Source organism: Mesorhizobium sp. M2A.F.Ca.ET.046.03.2.1 (assembly GCF_003952425.1).
Taxonomy (GTDB): Bacteria; Pseudomonadota; Alphaproteobacteria; order Rhizobiales; family Rhizobiaceae; genus Mesorhizobium.
Genome location: NZ_CP034449.1, coordinates 5563938 through 5584201, shown reverse-complemented (window position 1 = coordinate 5584201; position 20264 = coordinate 5563938). Strand labels below are relative to the sequence as shown.

The following is a 20264-nucleotide window of genomic DNA, read 5'->3' as shown; positions in this document are numbered from 1 at the left end:
AAACGATCGCGCCGGCAGAATTGCTATCCCACAAACTGCCGCGCGATGATCAGCACCGCAGCACCTGCCAAAAACATCGACATCAACCCGCCGCGCAGCGAGACCAAAGCGGTGACCACCAGCGCCGCCCATTCGGCGGGCCCGGCGCCAAGCACTGCCGGCGCGACCAGCGTCGTCAGCACCGCGGCCGGCACGGCGTTCAGCCCCGCCTCGACGCGCGGGTGGATATTCTCGAAGCGCGAGATGACGAGGTGGCCGCCGACCCGGGTCAGATAGGTGGCGATCGCGCCGGCAAGGATGATCCAGAAGGTCGTGCTCACGGCCGCTCCCCTATTCCGCTGTGATGCGGCGGCAGGATCACCGCCAGCAGCACGCCGGCGATCGCGCCGATCGAAACATGCCAGGGAGAGCCGACCGTCTTGTAGGCGATGATCGATGCGGCCGCGCTTGCGGCGACGACGGGCAGCCATAGCGGCCGCTTGCGGAAACCGAGGACGAGGCCGAGAAAATAGATCGGCAGCAGGAAATCGATGCCCAGCGCATGGGTATCCGGAATGAGCTTGCCGAACACCGCGCCCAACCCGCTTTCGATGACCCAAAACACGTAGACCGGCAGGCCAAGTCCAAGATACCAGACGAACCCGACTGGCTTGCCCGACACGGCCCTCGCCTCCGCCACTGCAAATTGCGGGTCGGTGAGGATGAAATAGCCCAGCGCCTGCTGCAGCAATGGCCAATGCGCGATGCGGCGGCCGATGCCGGCGGAATAGAGCACGTGTCGGAAATTCACCGCGAAGATCGACAGCACGATCAGCCACGGCGCGACATGCTGGCCGAACAATTCGATGCCGACCATCTGGCTGGCGCCGCCATAGATCATGGCGCTCATAAGGAACGCCTCAAGCACCGAGAAACCATTGTCGACGGAGATCGCGCCGAACAAGATCGCGAACGGCGCAGAAGCGACCACGACCGGCATCGACAATCGCACGCCATCCCAGAAATCGCCGCCGGTTCTGCTCTCAGAGATTGCTTCCGTTACCATGCGCCGCTCCTTGAGCGGCCTCATGTAGGGAGCGTCGCCCCGCTTGTCACACCAATTCGCTTGACCCAGCGATCAGCGGAACTGATCGCCGGGTTCTAACGCGCCTATGGTTTGCTGGCTCAGCTTGCGAAATAGCGCTGCCATTCGAAGTCGGTGATATGCGACGCCTGCCAGGCATCGAAGGCCGCCTGCTCGGCGCGGCGGCTCTCGGCATAATTGTCGCGGAACGCCTCGCCGAAAGCCTCGGCGCAGAAATCGGATCCGGCGAAGGCCTCAATGGACGCGTTCAGCGTGCGCGGCAGCTTCGGCTTGTCGAGATTGGCAAGGTTGCTCGTCACCGGTGGCTCGAGCGGCAGGTTCTTCTCGATGCCTTCGCAGCCTGCCGCCAGGATCGCGGCGATCGACAGGTAAGGATTGACGTCGGCGCCGGGCGCTCGGTGCTCGAACCGGCACGCGGCATCGTTCGGCGTGGTGATGGCGCGGATCGGCGCAGTGCGGTTCTCGAACCCCCAGGCGACGTCTTCCGGCGACCACGCGCCGCGATCGAAGCGGCGGTAGGAATTGACGGTCGGCCGGAAGAAAATATGCGTCTCCTGCATGCGGTTGAGCACGCCGGCGAGGAATTTCTCGGCGACCGGCGTCAACCGGTTCGGGCCGGCCGCGAAGGCAGGCTTGCCGTCCTGCCACAGGCTGACATGGTGGTGCGCGCCGCAGGCGCTTTCCTTGCCGGGCGGCTGGAAGCGCGTCATGAAGGTGGCGACCAGCCCACGCTCGGCGCACAGCTCGCGCAGATGCAGCTTGGCGCGCATCGCGGCATCCGCCGCCGCCAGGGCGCTCTTCGGCGTCAGCGCATATTCATACATGCCGTAGCCATATTCGGTGACCAGCGATGCGACGCCGATGTCGATGCTCTTCATGCGCGTGATGAACTCGGCGGCGAAATCCTGGTACTCGCCGCTGCGCACGAGGTCGTAGTTGATCAGTGAATGGCCCCACGGCTTCAGCTCGCGATAGCGGCCGGCGCGCATCAGATCGTGGTCGGCGTGGAAAATGCCGAACTCGTATTCGAGGGCGAATTTCGGCTCGTAGCCGAGCGCCCGCGCGCGCTCCTCGACACGGGCGAGGACGTTGCGCGGATCGTAGGCGCAAGGCGCGCCGTCGAGCATGTAGGAGCGCGTGATGGCGGAAGCGAATTTCGGCTTCCAGCCATGCTGCACCACCGTGTCCGGGTCGATGATGCCCTTGATGTTGGGAAAGCCGTTCTCCTCATTGGCGCTTGGCGACGCGAAGGCGACGTCGCCCATCGGCTGGCCGTCGCCATGGGTGACGCAATAGAGGATGGCATTGATCGATTCGCCCGAGGTCGAGAGCTTCAGCGGCGCGATCTTGGAGCGCACTACGCCCGACGTATCGACCGTATGCACCTCGACGAACTCGACGCCGCGCGATGCGAGCTCGGCCTGCAACGCTTCGAGCTTCGGCGCATACGCCGCCACCCTGTCCTCAAATTCCACGTTCAACCCTCCACCAGGAAATGACGACGCTATCTGTCATTGCGCCGGAAAAGAAGCGACACAAGCTCATCGAGCTCATGCCGGCCGCTGATGCCGCTTGGCCGGAACGCCATGCAAAGCACGATGACCACGCCGAGCGCCACGCCCGACAGTCCAAGCAGCTGCGGCATTTGGATACCCGCGACGCTCACGCCGGACTCGATGCTGCGGATGAATTCCAGCCCGATCGAAAGCACGATGACGCCGGTCACCGCCCCGGTCACCGTCGCCATGCCGCCAAGGATCAGCATCGCCAGCGTGTTGAAGATCATCTGGAAGTAGAAAAGTTTCGGGCTGATCGTGCCGGCGAAATAGGCATAGAGCACGCCGGCAAGGCCGCAGATCAGCGCCGACAGCACCCATGACATCAGCCGCAGCTTTTTCGCATCGATGCCGAGTGCCGCGGCAGCCTGCGGGCTCTGCGCGCTGGCTCGCAGCTGCAGGCCCCAGCGGCTGTCCTTGAACAGCCGCGCCGCCACGATCGCCAGCACCGCGAAGACCAGCATCCAGGGCAGGCCGACGACTTTCGGAATGCCGAAGAAAGCCTGGTTGCCCTTGAACAGGTCGGTCCAGTTGAGGAACACCGAATGGACGATGATCAGCAGCGCCAGGCTGACAATGGTCGCGGCGACCCCCGACAGCCGGCTGATCACCTTGCCGCTGACCAGCGCCACGATGCCGACGACCAAAAGCGCGATGAGCGCCGACGAAACCGGGTCGAGCTCCAGCGTCGCAAAACCGAACGGCGCGTTGGGGATCGACAGCTTCTTCATGGCAAGCGGCGTCGACAGGATGGCGACGCCATAGGCGCCGAGCCCGACAAAGGCGCTGTGGCCGAGATTGGCGATGTTGGAATTGCCCATGAACACCTGCAGCCCGACCACCACGATCAGGTTCACGAAGGCGCCGAGCGCCAGGAAGGTGTAGTAGGTCGGCGCGAAATTCAGCACCAGGAGGCCGATCAACAGCACCGGCAGCGCGGTAACCAGCCCGCCGACCAGCGAGCGGACAACCGCATTGCCGGGCTGCGCTGTGCCCACCGGAGCCGCCATCTGTTCGACTGCTTGCGACAATTCAGAGCCTGCCATGTCAGATTTCCTTGTCGCCGAGTTCGATACGCTGGCCGAGCAGGCCTTCCGGGCGGTAGACGAGCAACGCGACGATGATCGCGTAGGTGAGCGCATCCCTGAAGCCCGCATATTCCTGCGGCAGCGCGACAAGCAGGCCGACTTCGATGAAGCCGAGCAGCATGCCGCCGACCGCCGCACCCGGCAGCGAGCCGAAGCCCCCGATGACGCAGGCAACGAAGGCCTTCAGCACCAGGCCGAAGCCGAGATCAGGCGAGACGCTGCCGCGCCGCGCCAGGATGAAGACGGCGGCGATGCCCGCCAGCGCGCCGGAAATCGCAAACGCCGTGGCAATCACTCGGTTTGCCTTGATCCCCATCAGCCGCACCGTGGCGAAGTCGCGCGAGGCGGCGCGGATGGCGAGGCCAAGCGTCGAGCGGTTGAGGAAGAGCACCAGCGCCAGGATGGTCAGACCCGACACGATCAGCTCCATCACCTGCAGCGAGGAGACAGCGAAGGGCCCGAAGAACCACATCTGGTTCAAGCCGTTGAGGACCGAGACCGACTGCGGCTTGGGAGAGATCAGAAGCATGAAAAGGTTCTGCACCACGATCGAGACACCGAAGGCGGTGAGCAGCCCGGTCGTGGTCGGCGCGTAGCGCACCGGCCGGAAGGCAAAGCGCTCGAACACGACCGCCGCTAGCGCCGCCATGCCGACGGCGAGCAGCACCGCGACGAAGGGCGAGGTCAGACCGAGCGCGGCAGCCAGGAACACGCTGTAGGCCGAGACGCCGATGATCTCGCCATGCGCGAAATTGACCAGCCCCATGATCGAGAAGACGACGGCGAGCCCCAGCGCCACCAGCGAATATTCCGCGCCGAAGGCGAGCGCATTGAGGAGTTGCTGCAAGGCGTAATCCATCGCCGCCTACCCGCCGATATAAAGGTTGAAGAGGCCGTGCTCGTCGGCGAGCCTGGCCGGCGGTCCGTCATAGCGCAGCGTGCCCGAGCTCACGACATAGACGCGGTCGGCAAAGCGCAGCGCCTGCCTGGCGTTCTGCTCGACCACCAGCAGCGTCAGCCCTTGCGCCTTGAGCTCACCGATAAAATCGAAGATGCGCGCCACGATTTTGGGCGCAAGCCCCAGCGACGGCTCGTCGAGCAGCAACAGCTTCGGCCGCGACATCAGCGACCGGGCGATCGCCAGCATCTGCTGCTCGCCGCCCGAAAGCGTGCCCGCCGCCTGGCCGTAGCGCTCGGAAAGCACCGGGAACAGCGACAGGAACCGCTCGATGTCCTGGCGCACCCCGGCAGGGTCGCGCCGTGTCGCCGCCCCCAGCCGCAGGTTCTCGCCGACGCTGAGATTGGCAAAGATGTGCCGGCCTTCCGGCGTCGAGGTCAGGCCGGCGCGGATGCGGTCCTCGGTGCGGACATGCGAGATGTCCTTGCCGTCAAGCACGATACGCCCCGAAGCCGGCGTGACCAGCCCGGTCAGCGCGTTGATGGTCGAGCTCTTGCCGGCGCCGTTGGGTCCGAGCAGGGCGACCAGCTCGCCCTGCCCGACTTCCAACGACAGCTCGCGCACCGCCATGACGGCGCCATAGCGCACGACAAGCTTCTCGACCTTTAGCACGTCCTCCCGCCCCGCTTAGTTCAGTGCCGGAACGAAGGTCGGCGGCGTGTCGGTGATCAGCACCCGCTTGCCGTCGGCAAAGCCCATCACCGGAACGGCCTTCACCGGATAGCCCTTCTTCTCGGCAAAGGAGATCGTCGGCGCTGTGGTGCCCGGATAACCGCCGGGAGCGCGGATCGCTTCGCGCAAGGCGGCGGGGTCGACGGTGCCGGCCTTCTTCGCCGCTTCATAGCTGATCTGCACCATGTCGGCGCCGAGCGCGTCGAAGATGCCGTTGATCTTGTAGCCATCGGCCTTGCACTGGGCGAGGAATTTGTCGATCGGGCCGTCGACGCCGGTCGCGCCATGGGTCGCGAACATCACCTTTTCCAGCGACTTCGGATCGCCGACGGTGCCTTCCAGCGACTTGTCGTCGAAAGCGTCGCAGCCGGCCACCCAGCCATCATAGCCGTTGGCGCGCAATTGCCGGATCAGGATGCCGACATCGGGCAGCACGGCGCAGATATGGATGGCGTCCGGCTTCTGCGGCAGCGCCTTGATCGAGGCGATCTGCGGCGACCAGTCGGTGGTGCCGTAGGAATAGTTGAACTTGCCGACCACCTTGCCGCCGAGATGCTCGAACACCTCGCCGAACCACTCCGGCAGCTTCTCCGAGTAGGAACCGGCATCGGGCGACACCATCAGCGCCACGGTCCGCGCGCCCTTGCCGTAAAGCGCGTTGGCGGTGGCTGAGGCGTTGATCGGATCGGGCACCGCCCCGGCGATGAAATTGTCGAGCCCGGCCTGCTGCATTTCGAGCTGCGTGTTCGGCGCCGAGAACACGGTGGCGCCATAGGGCTGAGCGGTCTGCGCCATCGGGATCAGCGCATCCGGGAACGGCACGCCGGTGATGACCTGCGCGCCGGCATCGAGGAATTTCTGGCCGAGCGAGACCGAAAGCTGCGGATCGGACCGGTTGTCCTCGATCATCAGCTCGACCTTGGGCTCGTTGGCGCCCGCAGCCTTGTTCAGCCTGTCGGCCATGCAGTGCGCGCCTTCCGCCTCGCTATAGGGCGCGTAGGCGCCGGTCATGGCGACCGCAAGGCCGATCTTGAGATCCGCCGCGCCCGCATGCCCTGCCTGCAGCAGCCCAGCGGTCAGCACCGCTGCTCCCAGCAAAATCTTTTCCATTCTACCCCTCCTTCCTCTCATTGTGGTTGTTCTTCCGGCCCTCAGGCCGTCTCCGACTGCCCGACATAGACCTCGATGACGCGCGGATCGCGCCACACATCTTCCGTCTCGCCCGAGGCGATCACCTGTCCCTGGTCCATCACGCACAGCCGGTCGCAGAGCCGGTTGATGAAGCGCAGATCGTGATCGATGACGATGGTCGCGCAGCCGATATCGCGGCGAATGGCCTCGATCGCCATCGCCAGCGTCTCCGACTCGGCCTCGTTGAGGCCGGCGGCCGGCTCATCGAGCAGAAGGAGCGACGGCCCCAGCGCCAGTGCGCGGGCGATCTCGAGCCGGCGCTGGCTGCCATAGGGCAGCGTGCCGGCCGGACTGTCGGCGAAACTTGCCAGCTCATATTGCTGCAGCAGCTGATCGACGCCGATCTGCTTGGCGGCATCGGGGCGTACGGCGCGGCAGGTGATACGCGCGACCTCGACGTTCTGGCGAACGGTCAGATCCTTGAACAGCCTGATGGTCTGGAAGGTGCGGCCTACCCCTGCCCGCGCGCAATGCTCCGGGCCGCGGCCAGTGATCTCCTCGCCCGCCAGGCGCACGCTGCCGCTGTCCGGCTTGAGCACGCCGGAGATGGCGTTGACGAGCGTCGACTTGCCTGCGCCGTTCGGACCGATGAGGCCGAGGATCTCGCCGGCCTCGCAGGTCAGCGAGGCGTTGCGCAACGCCTGCACGCCGCCGAATGTCTTGCTGACTGCCTCAACCGACAGCATCGGTCATTTCTCCCATTCCGGCCGCTGGCTGTTCTCCTGTCGGCCGGTCAAAAGGATGCTAGTCTCCCGACTTTTCCAGAACAAGTATTTTTTTCCATTTTAGAAAAATTCTTGAGTGGGGGCCGGGACCGTCGGTCAGGCGCCTGTTCCCGGCGGCAGCCCGTCGCGCGGCACCGTATTCGACATCAGCATGATGACGGGCTCGTCGCCAAGCGCGACATAAGCGTGCTGCATCTCGCCGTCGAACAGGATGCTGTCGCCTGGCTGCAGCACCGTCGGGTCGTAATGGAGCGTGTGCAGCTGCAGGCTGCCGCTCAGCACATGGATGAACTCCTCACCCGAATGGCTGCGCCAGCCGCCGTTTTCCTCAAAACTTCTGGCGCGCAGCGTGACGCGCCAGAAAATGTTGGTCTTATCGCGGAAATCGCTGCACAAGACCTCGAATTCCATGGCGTTGCCTTCATGCAGAATGCCGCTGCCGGCGCGCGTGATCGAGCGGCGCGCCTGCGGTCCGGGCTTCGGGCTGAACAGGAAGGAGGCCACCGGCACGTGCAGCACGCCGGCGATCATCAGCGCGATGTCGACGGTCAGCCTGGCCTTGCCGTTCTCCAGCTTCGAGAGCTGCGAAACGGAAAGGCCGGAGCGCTCGCTGAGGTCGCGCAAGGTGATGTTCTGCTGCTTGCGCGCGTCCCGGATCTTGCTGCCCACATTGCCTTGCATCGTCCACGCCCTTGGCCGTCGTTTCCAATTTGACAAGCTCTAGAGCAATTCCAGGAAAAGTGTGAGCGGTTTTCCGTCCGGAATTGCGTAAAAACAATGAGATAGAGCGGTTCGCCGTTTCCGTGAAACGGTGAAACGCTCTAGCGGCCCGCCATTTGAGCGTCCAGCCTTTAGACGGCTACGGCTGATTGCGGCCACAGGGACATCGCGACGGTGGCAAAGGCATTTTCAAGAAGGCGGCTGACGCGTTCGAACGTTTCCGGATCGGCAAGCAGGTCGTTGCGGACCTCGAGATAGAGGCAGGGCCGGCCCTGCTGCAGCCCATGCCAGTTCAGCGTGTAGCCCACGGCCTGGCGCCAATCATAGGGTTCGTTGTCACCAATCCTGAAGCTTGCTTCCGCGCCCTGTGCGCCCAGCGTTTTCAGCACTGAATTGACGAAGGGCGACTGTTCCCGCCACAGCACGCCGATATCGACATTGCGCTTCACCCCGCCCATCACCGGCGTGAAGGAGTGCACCGAGATCAGCGCGCGCCTGCCGGCGGCGACTTCGATGATCGCCCGTTCGACCGGCGCCCAGGCGACAAGCTTGCGCAGCCTTGCATCAGTGGCATCGACCGCCAGATTGCCCGGCACCGGGATGCCACCGAGGTCCGGCCGCATGAAATCCCACTCATCGGCGGGGCGGTTATAGTCGAGGAACAGCCGCGAATAGCGCGCGATCACGGCCGGCGCGCGCAACGTTCGCGAGAGCCGCCGCGTCAGCGCATCGACACCGATATCGACCGCGAAATGCGTGCCCAGATAGGGCTCCGCCAAGCCAAGGTCGCGCCACGGCGCCGGCACGACATTGCCGGCATGCTCGGCGATCAGGAGATAGGGGCTGGTCGCGTCCGGCAGCAACCGTTCCACGCCGGCCGCTGCAAGCGCCGCGACGGCCGCATCGCCCAGCTTTTCAAGGTCCCGCACGACCGGATGTCCTTGGCGCTCAGGCGATGACGGAGCGGACATGGTACGCCTTCGCCGCCGTCGCCTCGATCAGGCCGGCGCGTCCATTGGTGCGTCCGAGACCGGAATTCTTGATGCCGCCCCAGGGCAGATAGAGGTCCGCGTGGTCGCAGCGGTTGAGATAGACCGTGCCGGCCTCGACCTCGTCGAGCAAGGCCACGCCGCGCTCGACATCGCGCGTCCAGATAGAGGCGCTAAGGCCGTAGTCGCTGTCGTTCATCAGCCGGATCGCCTCGTCGTCGCCGCCGACCGCCTGGACGCAGGCCACCGGCCCGAACAGTTCGTCGCGCATGATCTGCATGCTGTGATCGACGCCGGTCAGCACCTCCGGCGCGACATAGGCGGTTCCGAGGCTTGCCGCCTTGAGGGCGCCATCCCGCGGCATCAGGCGCTTCGCCCCTGCTCGCACCGCGCTTTCGGTGAGGCCGCGGATGGTGTCGGCGGCAACCCCACGCACCACCGGGCCGACCATCGGCTTTTCGCCGATTGGATGGCCGATCGACCATTTCGCCGTCTCGGCGACCAGCGCCTCGACGAAACGGTCATGAATCAGGCGATCGACATAGATGCGCTCGACCGAGCAGCAGGACTGGCCGGCGTTGGAATAAGTACCTTCGGCGATCAGCGGAACAGCCGCTTCGAGGTCGGCGTCGGAGCGCACATAGGTCGGATCCTTGCCGCCGAGTTCCAGATGCACCTGGGTGAAGGTGCCGGCCGCTGCCGCATGCACGCGCCGGCCGCCATTGACCGAGCCGATGAAATTGACGGCGTTGAAGACGCCGGAAGCGATCAGCCGCTCGGCGTCCGGATGGTCAAGATGCAGGCTCTGGAACACGCCTTCTGGTCCGCCGGCCGCGCGGAAAGCCTCCTCGGCAAGCTCCGCGATCAACGGCGTCTGCGGCGAATGCTTGAAGATCACCACATTGCCTGCCGCAAGAGGCGACGTGACCAGGTAGCCGAGCATGGCGGTCGGATAGTTCCAGGCGCAGATCGACAGATGCAGACCGCCGGCCATCGGCTTGGCGTAGCGGCGGATGTTCTCATCCGAGGGATACGGCATGTCGGCCAAGGTCTCCGGGGCAGCGCCTGCAAGCAGTTCGCCGATCAGGGCCAAGCGGGGCGTCTCGTCGGCCTGCCACAAGGGCCTGCCGATCTGCCACGCCACCGCTTCGGCAAGCGGGGCGGCGCGCGCCTTCATCTCCTCGCCGAAGCGCAGAAGGATCGCCAGGCGCTCGGCCAGCGGCGTGCGCCGCCAGCCCGGCAACGCTGCGCGAGCCCGGGCGACCGCGGCCTCGATCACGGCGCCGTCGGCATAGTTTCGCGTGGCGTAGATCGAGCCGTCGACAGGAGAGGTCACCGAGAAGGTCCGCGCGCCGGAATGCAGGTTCATGGTCTTGGAATCCACTCAAAAGGAAAGCCGTCAATCGCGGCACGATATCGCGATTTTCCATTTTGGCAAATTTTTTCGAATACGGCTTGATGGAATTTTTATCCGCCCCTATTGTCCCGCCATCGCGCCTTGGCGCCAACATCAAGAGGGGTGACGGATGGTCGTCTTTGATTTCACCGGCAGGCATGCGGTGGTGGCCGGCGCGGGCGGAGGCATGGGCGAGGCTATCGCGCTTGCGTTGCTCGATGCCGGCGCTTCCGTCACCGCCATCGACGTGAAAACACGTCCGGCCTCGCTTGCCGGTTATGACGATCGCCTGACCTTCGCGAAGGGCGACCTGACCGACGCCGCCTTCGTCGAACAGATCATCGGCGCCGCCGGCCGCGAGCGCGGCGGCATCGATTATCTGGCCAATGTCGCCGGCGTGCTGTGGTTCGGCCGCGACAAGTCGGCGCTCGACATGGATCTCGGCGTCTGGGACGACGTCTTCAACATCAACCTGAAGTCCTTCGTGCACACGGCGCGCGCCGTCGTTCCCCACATGCGCGCCGGCGGGCGCGGCGGCGCCATGGTGCATTTCTCGACCATCCAGTGGTATCGCGGCGACCCCAACCCGCAGGACGCCTACCAGGCCTCGAAGGCCGGCGTGTGCGCGCTGTCCAAGTCGCTCGCCATGCAGCTTGCGAGCGAGCGCATCCGTTCGAATGCCATCTGCCCCGGCATGGCGCTGACGCCGCTGCAGGCGCGCTGGGACACCGAGGAAAAACGCGCCGCCGTTGCGAACTATGCGCCGCTTGGCCGCATCGGCACGCCGCAGGACATGGCCAATGCCGCGCTCTTCCTGCTCTCCGACGCCGCGAGCTACATCACCGGCATCGAACTCGCCGTCGATGGCGGCCTGCTGATGCGGATGTAAGCGCCTGGCGACCGTCGAATGGCGGCGTCAGGCAGCAACGGCCGTCCCCTGGATCGCCCTGCCCCAGTCGAGCAGCGGCTTGGCGCGAAGCGTGAAGTCGACGAGATCGTCGACCAGCGCCGGCGAATGGATCGTCGCCGGATCGATGTCGTGCCGGACCACGAAATGCCGGTTGCGCACCGCTTGGGTGAGATCCTCGTCGCCAACGTCTTCGAAGCCGCGCGGCGCCCGCTTCAGGCGGTCTTCCGCATCGAGTTCCAGCCCGGCCTTCTTGAGCGATGAAACCATGGCGCGGAACGCGGACGGCTTGGTGACGATCGCCTTGCGCATCGCCTGCAGCAGTTCAGGCGCTGGCTGCCACCAGGCAACGCCGGCGAAGCAGCGCTCGAGCCCGATATGCACATAGAAGACGCCCTGCTCCATCTTGGTGCCGTCGGGCGACAGGATCGCTGAGAGATGCCGGTTATAGGGCCGCTTGTCCTTTGAGAAGCGCACGTCGCGATTGATGCGGAACAGCGACCTCTTGCGGTCACCGCGCAGCCCGAGCTTGGCTGCTTCGAAGCGCGTGGTGAGCGTCTCGACCAGATCGCAGAACGGTCCGTGCAGCTCGCTGTCGAAGAGGTCGCGGTTCTCCTGGAACCATTCGCGGCTCTGATGGAAATCGAGCGCCTTGAGGAACGGGATGGCCTTCGGCCCAAATCCCTTGAACGCGCCAGTCATCAGCCAGCCCTGCCGATGCGCTGCAGCCAGGTGTCCTCGTCGATCACCTCGATGCCGAGCTCGCTTGCAACTTTCAGCTTCGAGCCGGCGCCGGGCCCCGCCACCACCAGGTCGGTCTTGGCCGAAACCGAGCCAGCCACCTTGGCGCCGAGCCGCTCGGCCATCGCCTTGGCCTCGGAGCGCGTCATCTTTTCCAGCGTGCCGGTGAACACCACCGTCTTGCCGGAGACTTCGCTGCCGGCCGAGATTTCCATGACATAAGGCTTGGGGTGGACCTGCGCGAGCAAGGCATCCAGCACGTCGTCGTTGCGCTCATTGCCGAAAAAGTCGCGCAACGCGTTGATCACCGTGTCGCCGATGCCGTTGATCGACGGGAAGACGCTGTGCGGATCCTCCGCCTTTGCCGTCTCCTTGCCGACGCGGATCAGCTCCTCGATGGTCGAGAACTGGCGGGCAAGCACGGCCGCCGTCGTCTCGCCGATATGGCGGATGCCGAGCGCGAAGATGAAGCGGTCGAGCTCGGGCTCGCGGCGAGCGTCGATGGCGGCGAAGAGCTTGTCGAGGCCTTCATAGTTGCGCTCCTCGACGCTGCGCACATTCTTGCGCGTCTTGCCCGAGGCTTCCTCGCGCAGCCGCGCCTGCTCCTCGCGCCGCTCGGCCAGCGCCTTGGTGACGGCCGGGCGGCGACCCTTCAGCGTGAAGATGTCAGCCGCCGTCTTCACCAGTCCCGCATTGAAGAAGAGGTCGATGTTTTCCGCGCCGAGGCCCTCAATATCCATAGCGCCGCGCGATACGAAATGGCGAAGCCCTTCCACGGCCTGGGCGGCGCAGATCAGCTCACCGGTGCAGCGCCGGCGCGAATCCTCCTTGCCGGTCTTTTCGTTGATCTCGCGCGTCGCCGGCGAGCCGCAGACCGGGCAGGTATGCGGAAATTCGTAAGGCACAGCATTGGCCGGCCGCTTGTCGATGACGACGCTGACGATCTGCGGGATGACGTCCCCTGCCCGCTGGATGACCACCGTGTCGCCGATGCGCACGTCGATGCCGTCGCGGATCGGCTGGCCGTTGCTGTCGAAGCCCTTGATGTAGTCTTCATTGTGCAGCGTGACGTTCTCGACCACCACGCCGCCGACGGTCACCGGCGCCAGCCGTGCCACGGGCGCCAGCGTGCCGGTGCGGCCGACCTGGATGTCGATCTTCTCGACCGTCGTCATCGCCTGCTCGGCCGGGAACTTGTGGGCGACGGCCCAGCGCGGCTCGCCGGTGACGAAGCCCCAGCGGCGCTGCAACTCAAGCTGGTCGACCTTATAGACCACGCCGTCAATGTCGTAGCCGAGCGAGGAACGCTGCTCCTCGATCCGGTGGTAATGCGCAATGAGCTCGTCGATCGACCTCGCCCGCACCATCAGCGGGCTGACCTTGAATCCCCACTCCTTGAACTTCTGCACGGAATCGTACTGCGTCGGAGCCGGATCTGCTGTCGTATAGCCCCAGGCATAGGCGAAGAATTTGAGGTTGCGGCTGGCGGTGATCGACGGGTCCTTCTGGCGCAGCGATCCGGCCGCCGTGTTGCGCGGATTGACGTAATCCTGGCCGCCTGTAGCCGCCGAGCGCTGCTTCAGCGCCTCGAATTCGGCATAGGTCATATAAACCTCGCCGCGGATTTCGATGACCTCCGGCCAGCCCGAGCCCTGCAGCTTCTTCGGGATGTCGGCAATGGTCTTCAGATTGGCGGTGATGTCCTCGCCGACCGCGCCGTCGCCCCGAGTCGCGCCCTGCACGAACACGCCGTTCTCGTAGCGCAGCGAGGCCGACAGGCCGTCGATCTTCGGCTCGGCGGTGAAGGCGATGTCGAGGTCCTTGTCGCGGTCGAAGAAGCGCCTTCCGCGTTCGATGAAATCGGCGACATCCTGGTCGGTATAGGCCTTGGCAAGGCTGAGCATCGGCACCGCGTGACGAACCTTGGCAAAGCCCTCCGCCGGTGGCGCGCCGACCCGGCGCGACGGCGAATCCTCGCGCACCAGATCGGGAAAGCGCTCTTCGATGGCGAGGTTGCGCCGTGCCAGCGCGTCATATTCGGCGTCCGAGATCGTCGGCGCGTCCTCGGCGTGATAGCGCCGGTCGTGCTCGGCGATCTCCGCCGCGAGCCGCTTCAGCTCCTCCGTGGCCTCGCCCTCGCTCAGCGATTCGACTGGTTTTTCCGACATGAAACGCGGTCCTCGAATTATGGCGGGCCACTATAAATCAGGATTCGCCGCGAGGGAGTCGGATTGCGCAAAAATCATTGCTGAACAGCAAGATGCAGCCATCTGCTGACTCAACCTGCAGGCTGGGGGAACCCAGCTCCAAGGATGTGTTGAGATTCAGGTCAGGCCGAGTCGAGAAGGGGTGGCTTCCCGAGAAACGGAGCGGAGCGTACTTGAAGTACGCACCGGAAGCGCAGGAAACCGCCGTTCGCAGACCGGCCTCACCTGAATATCAGCACAGCCTAGGCCGCGGCCGTATTCTCGCGCAGCAACCTCTCCGCAGCGGCGCGCGCTTCGTCGGTGATGACGGCGCCGGCCAGCATGCGCGCGATCTCCTCCTGGCGCGCGGCGCGGTCCATTTCGGCGATGCCGGTGGCGACACGGTCCTTGCCGCCGGATTTGGAGATCAGGAAATGCGTCGCGGCGCGTGCCGCAACCTGCGGCGCATGCGTGACCGAAAGCACTTGCACGCGCTTCGACAGCCGCGCCAGCCGCTGGCCGATGGCATCGGCCACGGCGCCGCCGACGCCGGTGTCGATTTCGTCGAAAACCAGGGTGGGCGCCGAGCCGCGATCAGCGAGCGCCACCTTCAGTGCCAAAAGAAACCGCGAGAGCTCGCCGCCGGAGGCGACCTTCATCATCGGCCCCGGCCTGGTGCCTGGATTGGTCCGCACCCAGAACTCGACCTGGTCGATGCCTTCTTCCATGCGGCTTTCGGCATCGCTTCCCATCTCGACGATGAACTCGGCCCGTTCGAGCTTCAGCGCCGGCAGTTCCGCCATCACCGCCTTGGTCAGGCCCGATGCCGCCGCCTGGCGCAGCGAGGAAAGCTGCGCCGCCGAAATATCGTAGGCCTCGCGCGCCGCGGCGGCCTGCTTTTCCAGCGCATGCAACCGCTCCTCGCCGGCATCGAGATCGGCAAGATCGGCCACCATCGTGTCGCGCAGTTGCGCCAGATCGTCCACCGCGACATTGTGCTTGCGCGAGGCGGCGCGCAGCGCGAAAAGCCGCTCCTCCGCCTTCTCCAGGCGTTGCGGATCATATTCGGTGGCGCGAAGCGCAGCTTCCACGCCGGATTGCGCGGCATCGAGCGAGATCATCGCCTCGTCCAGCGATTTCACCACGTCGTCGAGCAGGCCCGGCGCTTCGCCCGCCTTGCGCTGCAGCCGGCGCAATAGGCTGGCAAGCTGCGGTAAGGGCGAGGATGGTCCCGACAACACATCCTGCGCGTCGTGGATTTCGGCGGCGATCTTCTCGACCCGCATCATCTGCGCGCGCAGTTCGGCAAGCTCCGTCTCCTCGCCCGGCTGCGGATCGAGTTTCGCGAGCTCGGCCACGGAAGCGCGCAGATAATCGGCCTCGCGCGCCGCCGCCTCGACCTTGGCGCGATGCCGCGAAAGCTCCTGCTCGCAGTTTCGCCAGTAGCGCCAGGCTTCGCCCGTGCCGTGCACGGCGCCCAGATGGCCGCCGAAACTGTCGAGCAATTCGCGATGCGCGCCGGGATCGACCAGCGCGCGCTCGTCATGCTGGCCATGAATCTCGACCAGCGCGCGGCCGACATCGCGCATCAGCGTGACGCTGGACGGCTGGTCGTTGACGAAGACGCGGGTGCGGCCGTCGCCGGTCTGCACGCGGCGCAGGATGATATCGCCGTCATCCTCGATGTCGTTTTCGGCTAGCAGCGCGCGCGCCGGATGGTTGCGCGGCACGTCGAACACCGCGATGACCTGGCCTTGCGCGGCGCCATGGCGCACGAGCGAGGCGTCGCCTCGCGCGCCGAGCGCCAGCGACAAGGCATCGAGCAGGATGGATTTGCCGGCGCCGGTTTCGCCCGTCAGCACCGAAAGCCCAGGCAGGAAGTCGATGTCCAGCTTCTCGATCAGGACGATATCGCGGATCGACAGTCTGGACAGCATCGCAAGCTTCAGGCGCCGGTGATCAGCTTCCCGGCCTTAGAGATCCACGATCCGGCATTCTCGCGCGGCTCAAGCCCGTTGCTCTGCAGGAGCTTGTAGGAATCCTTGTACCACTGGCTGTCCGGATAGTTGGTGCCGAGCACCGCCGCGGCCGTCTGCGCTTCCGAGGTCAAGCCCATGGCATAATAGGACTCGGTCAGGCGCGCGAGCGCCTCCTCGACATGGCGGGTGTTGGAATAGGTCTCGACCACGGTGCGGAAGCGCTTCACGGCGGCGATGTATTCGCGGCGTTCGAGATAATAGCGGCCGACCTGCATCTCCTTGCCGGCAAGCTGGTCGTTGGCGAAACGGATCTTGTCCTTGGCGTCGGGGACATATTCGGAATTCGGCCAGCGCGTCACCAGATCCTGCATGGTCTGGATGGTCTGACGCGCCTCCTTCTGATCCTGGGTGACGTCCTTGATCTGCCGGTAATAGCTCAGGCCGATGATGTACTGCGCGTAAGCGGCGTCGTCGGTAGACGGATAAAGCGTCAGGTAGCGCTTCGCGGTGCCGATCGCCTCGTCATAATTGCCGGCGCGATAGTCGGCGAAAGCCCCCATCACCATCGATTTGCGAGCGAATTCCGAATAGGGATGCTGGCGGTCGACCGCATCGAACTTCTTGCTCGCCTCGTCGAGGCGGCCGGCATTCATATTGGCCAGGCCCTGGTTGTAGAGGACGTCGGCCGGCTCGGTCTGATCGACATAGGTCGCCAGGTTGACGTCCTTCTCGGAGGACATGCAGGCCGAAAGAATAAGCGCGGGAGCAACCACCGACAGCGCCAGCAAAACACGCCGACGCGGCGTTACCGATTGACCAACTCGCGAAAAAAACATGTTTGGATTCCGCCCCTTCGGCGTCGTTTCGGTCCGGGCCGAAGCCATAAACCATTATCCCCTTGCCCGGCAACGCTATGTCCGGCCAATCGCACATTTTTGTGGCGGCCTGGCTCAGCGACCGAGGTTGTGCAATTTCAGCGATTCGTGATGCAATCGCGCAACACAACCTGACTACAACGCCAGAAAACGGTTAAAAATCAGATCACCCAGGGTGCGTAGACCGGCCGGCTGACGGCAATCATCTCGGCGACGCGGCCGCGCTCGCGGCGCCGGGTCTCGACGATCTCGAAGGCCGTGTGGTCGGAAAGCAGCCGGCGCAACGCGGACGCGTTCATCCGGTGGCCGCCGCGATAGGAGCGGAAACAGCCGATGAAGCGCGCGCCGGCCAGCGCCAGATCGCCCATGGCATCGAGCGTCTTGTGGCGGGCGAACTCATTGGGATAGCGCAACCCGCCGACATTGATGACGCGGTTGTCGTCGCCGATAACCAGCGAGTTTTCGAGCGACGAGCCGAGCGCGTAGCCGGCGGCCCAAAGCCTCTCGACATCCTTCATGAAGCCGAAGGTGCGGGCACGCGCGATGTCGCGGCGGAAGATGTCGGGGTTGATATCGGAGGCGAATTGCTGGCGGCCGATGGCCGGGCTTTCGAAATCGATCTCGACCTCGAACCGCGTGCCGTCATAGGGGCGGAATTCCGCCCAGGACGCGCCGGCTTCCACGCGCACCGGCTTGACGACGCGGATATAGCGGCGCTTCACTGCCAGCGTCTCGATACCCGCCTGGTCGAAGGCTTCGACGAACGCCATGGCGCTGCCGTCGAGTATCGGAACTTCCGAGCCGTCGATCTCGATGATGAGATTGTCGATGCCGAGGCCGAACACCGTCGCCATCAGATGCTCGACGGTGCCGATATGTGCGCCGGCCGGATCGCCAAGCATGGTGCAAAGATCGGTGGCCCCGACTTCCGCAACCAGGGCGCGGAGCTCACGGGTTTCGCCGCCGTTCGAAAGATGGAAGACAATACCCGTATCGGCGTCGGCCGGCAGGAAATGAACGGTGACGGTCTTGCCGCTATGGACGCCGATGCCAGTCAGCGTCGCGCGCGATTTCACTGTGGTCTGATAGTCGTGCAAGAGTAACCCCATACGCCCAAATGCCTGCGTCCGCTCCATCGGCCTTGGGTATCTTGCAGCCAGTTGAACGGTCTGGCGCTCGCATCGAATGCGGCAAAATAAGCAAGAGCTGCGGCTCTGTGTGATCGGCAGGCAGGGCTACTCCCCGAATCCCGGCAAACCGACTTTAGTCCGAGCGGAAGATAATGGCCCGCCCTGGAGACTCCAAATCACGGTTTCTTACCCCGTGTAACCACGGGATCGTGTTAAAAATAGATCGTAAGCGATTGTTTTTAATATATTTTGCAAAAGCAACGGGCAGACGATTTCTCGTCTGCCTGTTAACAACCGTTATATATCGTTACGATCGGCGGTGCGCCGTATCGCTCAGTTGGCCTGGCGGCGCAGGAAGGCCGGGATTTCCAGCTGATCATCTTCCTGGACCGTGCGGGCCTGCGGTGTCAGCCGGCCCTGGTCGTCGAGCTGGCCGCGGCGCGGCGCGTAGAGCGCAGGATCCTGGCTGGCGAGGCGGCGCATCTCGGGCGCTGCCTGGCGCAGCTTCGGTTCGCGCGGCTGCGCCGGCTGGAGCCGGGCCGGCTCTTCCTCGCGGCGGGTCAGGCCGTTGGTCAGCCGCTTGATCAGCCCCATCGGACCGCTGTTCTCATGGTCCGCCGGGCGGGTCTTGGCTTCGACCTCAGCCCTCACCACCGGCGGGAAATCCTCCACGCGCGGCATACGCTGCGGAGCGGCGGCCACCGGCTGCGGCATCTCGCGCTGCGGCGCGGGCTGCTGCATGACCTGCGGCTGCATCACCGGCTGAGGCTGCGGTTGCGGCTGGGCTGGCGGAGCCTGGAAGATCTTGCTCTGCGGCCGGAAGTCGTCGATCGGCGCGGGGCGCGGCTGCGCCATGGCGGCTGCGTTTGCCTCGGCAAGCTGGATCGCCTCGGCGACCGGGTCGACCGCGCGCGGCTCGTAGGCCTGCGGCTGGACCGGAGCGGGGCGGATTTCGGCGACCGGAGCCGCCGCCGGGCGAGCGGCCGGCTTCTGCGGCGCGCGGATCGAGATCGGCGCCGCGGCGATTTCGGCGGCCGACTTGTCGATGCCGGTGGCGACGACCGACACGCGGATCACGCCTTCCAGCTCCTCGTCGAAGGTGGCGCCCAGGATAATGTTGGCGTCCTGGTCGACCTCCTCGCGGATGCGGGTCGCGGCCTCGTCCACCTCGAACAGCGTGAGGTCGCGGCCGCCGGTGATCGAGATCAGCAGGCCCTTGGCGCCCTTCATTGAGGTCTCGTCGAGCAGCGGGTTGGCGATCGCGGCTTCGGCAGCGGCCATCGCGCGCCCTTCGCCCGAAGCTTCGCCGGTGCCCATCATCGCCTTACCCATCTCGCGCATCACCGAACGGACGTCGGCGAAGTCGAGATTGATCAGGCCTTCCTTGACCATCAGGTCGGTGATGCAGGCGACGCCCGAGTAGAGCACCTGGTCGGCCATGGCGAAGGCATCGGCGAAGGTGGTCTTGTCATTGGCCAGCCGGAACAGGTTCTGGTTGGGGATGACGATCAGGGTATCGACGCATTTCTGCAGCTCCTCGATGCCCATGTCGGCCGTCTTCATGCGGCGCTGGCCCTCGAAGTGGAACGGCTTGGTGACGACGCCGACGGTGAGGATGCCCTTCTCGCGCGCCGCGCGGGCAACGACGGGAGCGGCGCCCGTGCCGGTGCCGCCGCCCATGCCGGCGGTGACGAAGCACATATGCGTGTTGGACAGATGATCGATGATCTCGTCGATGCACTCTTCCGCCGCCGCGCGGCCGACTTCCGGCTGAGAGCCGGCGCCGAGGCCCTCGGTGACATGCGCGCCAAGTTGGATCAGCCGCTCAGCCTTCGACATGGTCAGCGCCTGTGCGTCGGTGTTGGCCACCACGAACTCGACGCCGCGCAAGCCGGCGGTGATCATATTGTTGACGGCATTGCCGCCGCCGCCGCCGACACCGAACACGGTGATGCGGGGCTTGAGCTCGGTGATGTCCGGCTTTTGCAGATTGATGGTCATTGTCTCCGTCCTTTGCCTTTCCCGCCGCCTCGCCGCTGCGGCCGCCTATGGGGCTGTCCCCGTCAA

The 20264-nt window shown here is 65.1% G+C and carries 18 protein-coding genes; 1 reads left to right on the top strand and 17 read right to left on the bottom strand.

The features are described 5' to 3' along the window. Nucleotides 1-23: 23 nt before the first annotated feature. From EJ072_RS26545 to EJ072_RS26495, 11 genes are all read right to left on the bottom strand, one after another. Nucleotides 24-320, bottom strand: coding sequence for an AzlD family protein (locus tag EJ072_RS26545; protein ID WP_126082017.1), 297 nt, complete (start codon nt 318-320; stop codon nt 24-26). Then, nucleotides 317-1045 (bottom strand): AzlC family ABC transporter permease, encoded by a 729-nt coding sequence (locus tag EJ072_RS26540; RefSeq protein ID WP_126082016.1) that lies wholly within the window; start codon nt 1043-1045, stop codon nt 317-319. Before EJ072_RS26540 ends, EJ072_RS26545 begins: the two co-directional genes overlap by 4 nt. A 119-nt stretch (nt 1046-1164) precedes the next feature. Beyond that, nucleotides 1165-2559 carry a glutamine synthetase family protein gene (locus tag EJ072_RS26535; RefSeq protein WP_126082015.1) on the bottom strand — a complete coding sequence of 465 codons (1395 nt, stop codon included), beginning with the start codon at nt 2557-2559 and terminating at the stop codon, nt 1165-1167. 29 nt (nt 2560-2588) lie between these two features. Beyond that, nucleotides 2589-3686: a branched-chain amino acid ABC transporter permease gene (locus EJ072_RS26530; RefSeq protein WP_245463334.1), complete on the bottom strand. Its 1098-nt coding sequence runs from the start codon at nt 3684-3686 to the stop codon at nt 2589-2591. 1 nt (nt 3687) lies between these two features. Continuing rightward, a complete protein-coding gene (locus EJ072_RS26525; protein ID WP_126082014.1) occupies nt 3688-4587 on the bottom strand; it encodes a branched-chain amino acid ABC transporter permease in 900 nt (299 codons plus the stop codon). A gap of 6 nt (nt 4588-4593) precedes the next feature. After that, the gene (locus EJ072_RS26520) at nt 4594-5298 is read right to left on the bottom strand and encodes an ABC transporter ATP-binding protein (protein ID WP_126082013.1); all 705 of its coding nucleotides are present in this window, start codon (nt 5296-5298) and stop codon (nt 4594-4596) included. 15 nt (nt 5299-5313) lie between these two features. Continuing rightward, a complete protein-coding gene (locus EJ072_RS26515) occupies nt 5314-6468 on the bottom strand; it encodes an ABC transporter substrate-binding protein (RefSeq protein ID WP_189343101.1) in 1155 nt (384 codons plus the stop codon). A gap of 41 nt (nt 6469-6509) precedes the next feature. Beyond that, nucleotides 6510-7235, bottom strand: a complete 726-nt coding sequence (locus tag EJ072_RS26510; RefSeq protein WP_126082011.1) for an ABC transporter ATP-binding protein — start codon at nt 7233-7235, stop codon at nt 6510-6512. A gap of 135 nt (nt 7236-7370) precedes the next feature. Further along, nucleotides 7371-7955 (bottom strand): XRE family transcriptional regulator, encoded by a 585-nt coding sequence (locus tag EJ072_RS26505; protein ID WP_126082010.1) that lies wholly within the window; start codon nt 7953-7955, stop codon nt 7371-7373. 170 nt (nt 7956-8125) lie between these two features. After that, nucleotides 8126-8923 (bottom strand): N-formylglutamate amidohydrolase, encoded by a 798-nt coding sequence (locus tag EJ072_RS26500; protein WP_189343100.1) that lies wholly within the window; start codon nt 8921-8923, stop codon nt 8126-8128. A 19-nt stretch (nt 8924-8942) separates the two neighbouring features. Continuing rightward, nucleotides 8943-10352, bottom strand: a complete 1410-nt coding sequence (locus tag EJ072_RS26495) for an aldehyde dehydrogenase family protein (RefSeq protein ID WP_126082008.1) — start codon at nt 10350-10352, stop codon at nt 8943-8945. Nucleotides 10353-10509: 157 nt separating this feature from the next. Here EJ072_RS26495 and EJ072_RS26490 point away from each other — a divergent pair, with 157 nt between their 5' ends. Continuing rightward, nucleotides 10510-11268 (top strand): SDR family oxidoreductase, encoded by a 759-nt coding sequence (locus EJ072_RS26490; RefSeq protein WP_126082007.1) that lies wholly within the window; start codon nt 10510-10512, stop codon nt 11266-11268. Nucleotides 11269-11295: 27 nt separating this feature from the next. On the opposite strand, the gene EJ072_RS26485 is transcribed toward EJ072_RS26490, so the two are convergent. The 6 genes from EJ072_RS26485 to ftsZ form a co-directional block, all read right to left on the bottom strand. Further along, on the bottom strand, nt 11296-11988 hold the full coding sequence (locus EJ072_RS26485; RefSeq protein ID WP_126082006.1) for a TIGR02453 family protein: 693 nt from the start codon (nt 11986-11988) through the stop codon (nt 11296-11298). Then, on the bottom strand, nt 11988-14195 hold the full coding sequence (gene ligA, locus EJ072_RS26480; RefSeq protein ID WP_126082005.1) for an NAD-dependent DNA ligase LigA: 2208 nt from the start codon (nt 14193-14195) through the stop codon (nt 11988-11990). Before ligA ends, EJ072_RS26485 begins: the two co-directional genes overlap by 1 nt. Before the next feature lie 281 nt (nt 14196-14476). Continuing rightward, the gene (recN, locus tag EJ072_RS26475; RefSeq protein ID WP_126082004.1) at nt 14477-16150 is read right to left on the bottom strand and encodes a DNA repair protein RecN; all 1674 of its coding nucleotides are present in this window, start codon (nt 16148-16150) and stop codon (nt 14477-14479) included. 8 nt (nt 16151-16158) lie between these two features. Next, the gene (locus EJ072_RS26470) at nt 16159-17028 is read right to left on the bottom strand and encodes an outer membrane protein assembly factor BamD (protein WP_126082003.1); all 870 of its coding nucleotides are present in this window, start codon (nt 17026-17028) and stop codon (nt 16159-16161) included. Between the two features lie 200 nt (nt 17029-17228). Further along, on the bottom strand, nt 17229-18176 hold the full coding sequence (gene lpxC, locus EJ072_RS26465; RefSeq protein WP_126082002.1) for a UDP-3-O-acyl-N-acetylglucosamine deacetylase: 948 nt from the start codon (nt 18174-18176) through the stop codon (nt 17229-17231). 354 nt (nt 18177-18530) lie between these two features. Next, nucleotides 18531-20198 (bottom strand): cell division protein FtsZ, encoded by a 1668-nt coding sequence (ftsZ, locus tag EJ072_RS26460; protein ID WP_126082001.1) that lies wholly within the window; start codon nt 20196-20198, stop codon nt 18531-18533. Nucleotides 20199-20264: the final 66 nt, after the last annotated feature.

Coding starts and splice junctions, on each gene's coding strand:
- ligA (WP_126082005.1), bottom strand. CDS start 14,195: ATGTCGGAAAAACCAGTCGAATCGCTGAGCGAGGGCGAGGCCACGGAG.
- EJ072_RS26530 (WP_245463334.1), bottom strand. CDS start 3,686: ATGGCAGGCTCTGAATTGTCGCAAGCAGTCGAACAGATGGCGGCTCCG.
- EJ072_RS26525 (WP_126082014.1), bottom strand. CDS start 4,587: ATGGATTACGCCTTGCAGCAACTCCTCAATGCGCTCGCCTTCGGCGCG.
- EJ072_RS26515 (WP_189343101.1), bottom strand. CDS start 6,468: ATGGAAAAGATTTTGCTGGGAGCAGCGGTGCTGACCGCTGGGCTGCTG.
- ftsZ (WP_126082001.1), bottom strand. CDS start 20,198: ATGACCATCAATCTGCAAAAGCCGGACATCACCGAGCTCAAGCCCCGC.
- EJ072_RS26485 (WP_126082006.1), bottom strand. CDS start 11,988: ATGACTGGCGCGTTCAAGGGATTTGGGCCGAAGGCCATCCCGTTCCTC.
- EJ072_RS26495 (WP_126082008.1), bottom strand. CDS start 10,352: ATGAACCTGCATTCCGGCGCGCGGACCTTCTCGGTGACCTCTCCTGTC.
- EJ072_RS26540 (WP_126082016.1), bottom strand. CDS start 1,045: ATGGTAACGGAAGCAATCTCTGAGAGCAGAACCGGCGGCGATTTCTGG.
- recN (WP_126082004.1), bottom strand. CDS start 16,150: ATGCTGTCCAGACTGTCGATCCGCGATATCGTCCTGATCGAGAAGCTG.
- EJ072_RS26505 (WP_126082010.1), bottom strand. CDS start 7,955: ATGCAAGGCAATGTGGGCAGCAAGATCCGGGACGCGCGCAAGCAGCAG.
- EJ072_RS26490 (WP_126082007.1), top strand. CDS start 10,510: ATGGTCGTCTTTGATTTCACCGGCAGGCATGCGGTGGTGGCCGGCGCG.
- lpxC (WP_126082002.1), bottom strand. CDS start 18,176: ATGGGGTTACTCTTGCACGACTATCAGACCACAGTGAAATCGCGCGCG.
- EJ072_RS26470 (WP_126082003.1), bottom strand. CDS start 17,028: ATGTTTTTTTCGCGAGTTGGTCAATCGGTAACGCCGCGTCGGCGTGTT.
- EJ072_RS26510 (WP_126082011.1), bottom strand. CDS start 7,235: ATGCTGTCGGTTGAGGCAGTCAGCAAGACATTCGGCGGCGTGCAGGCG.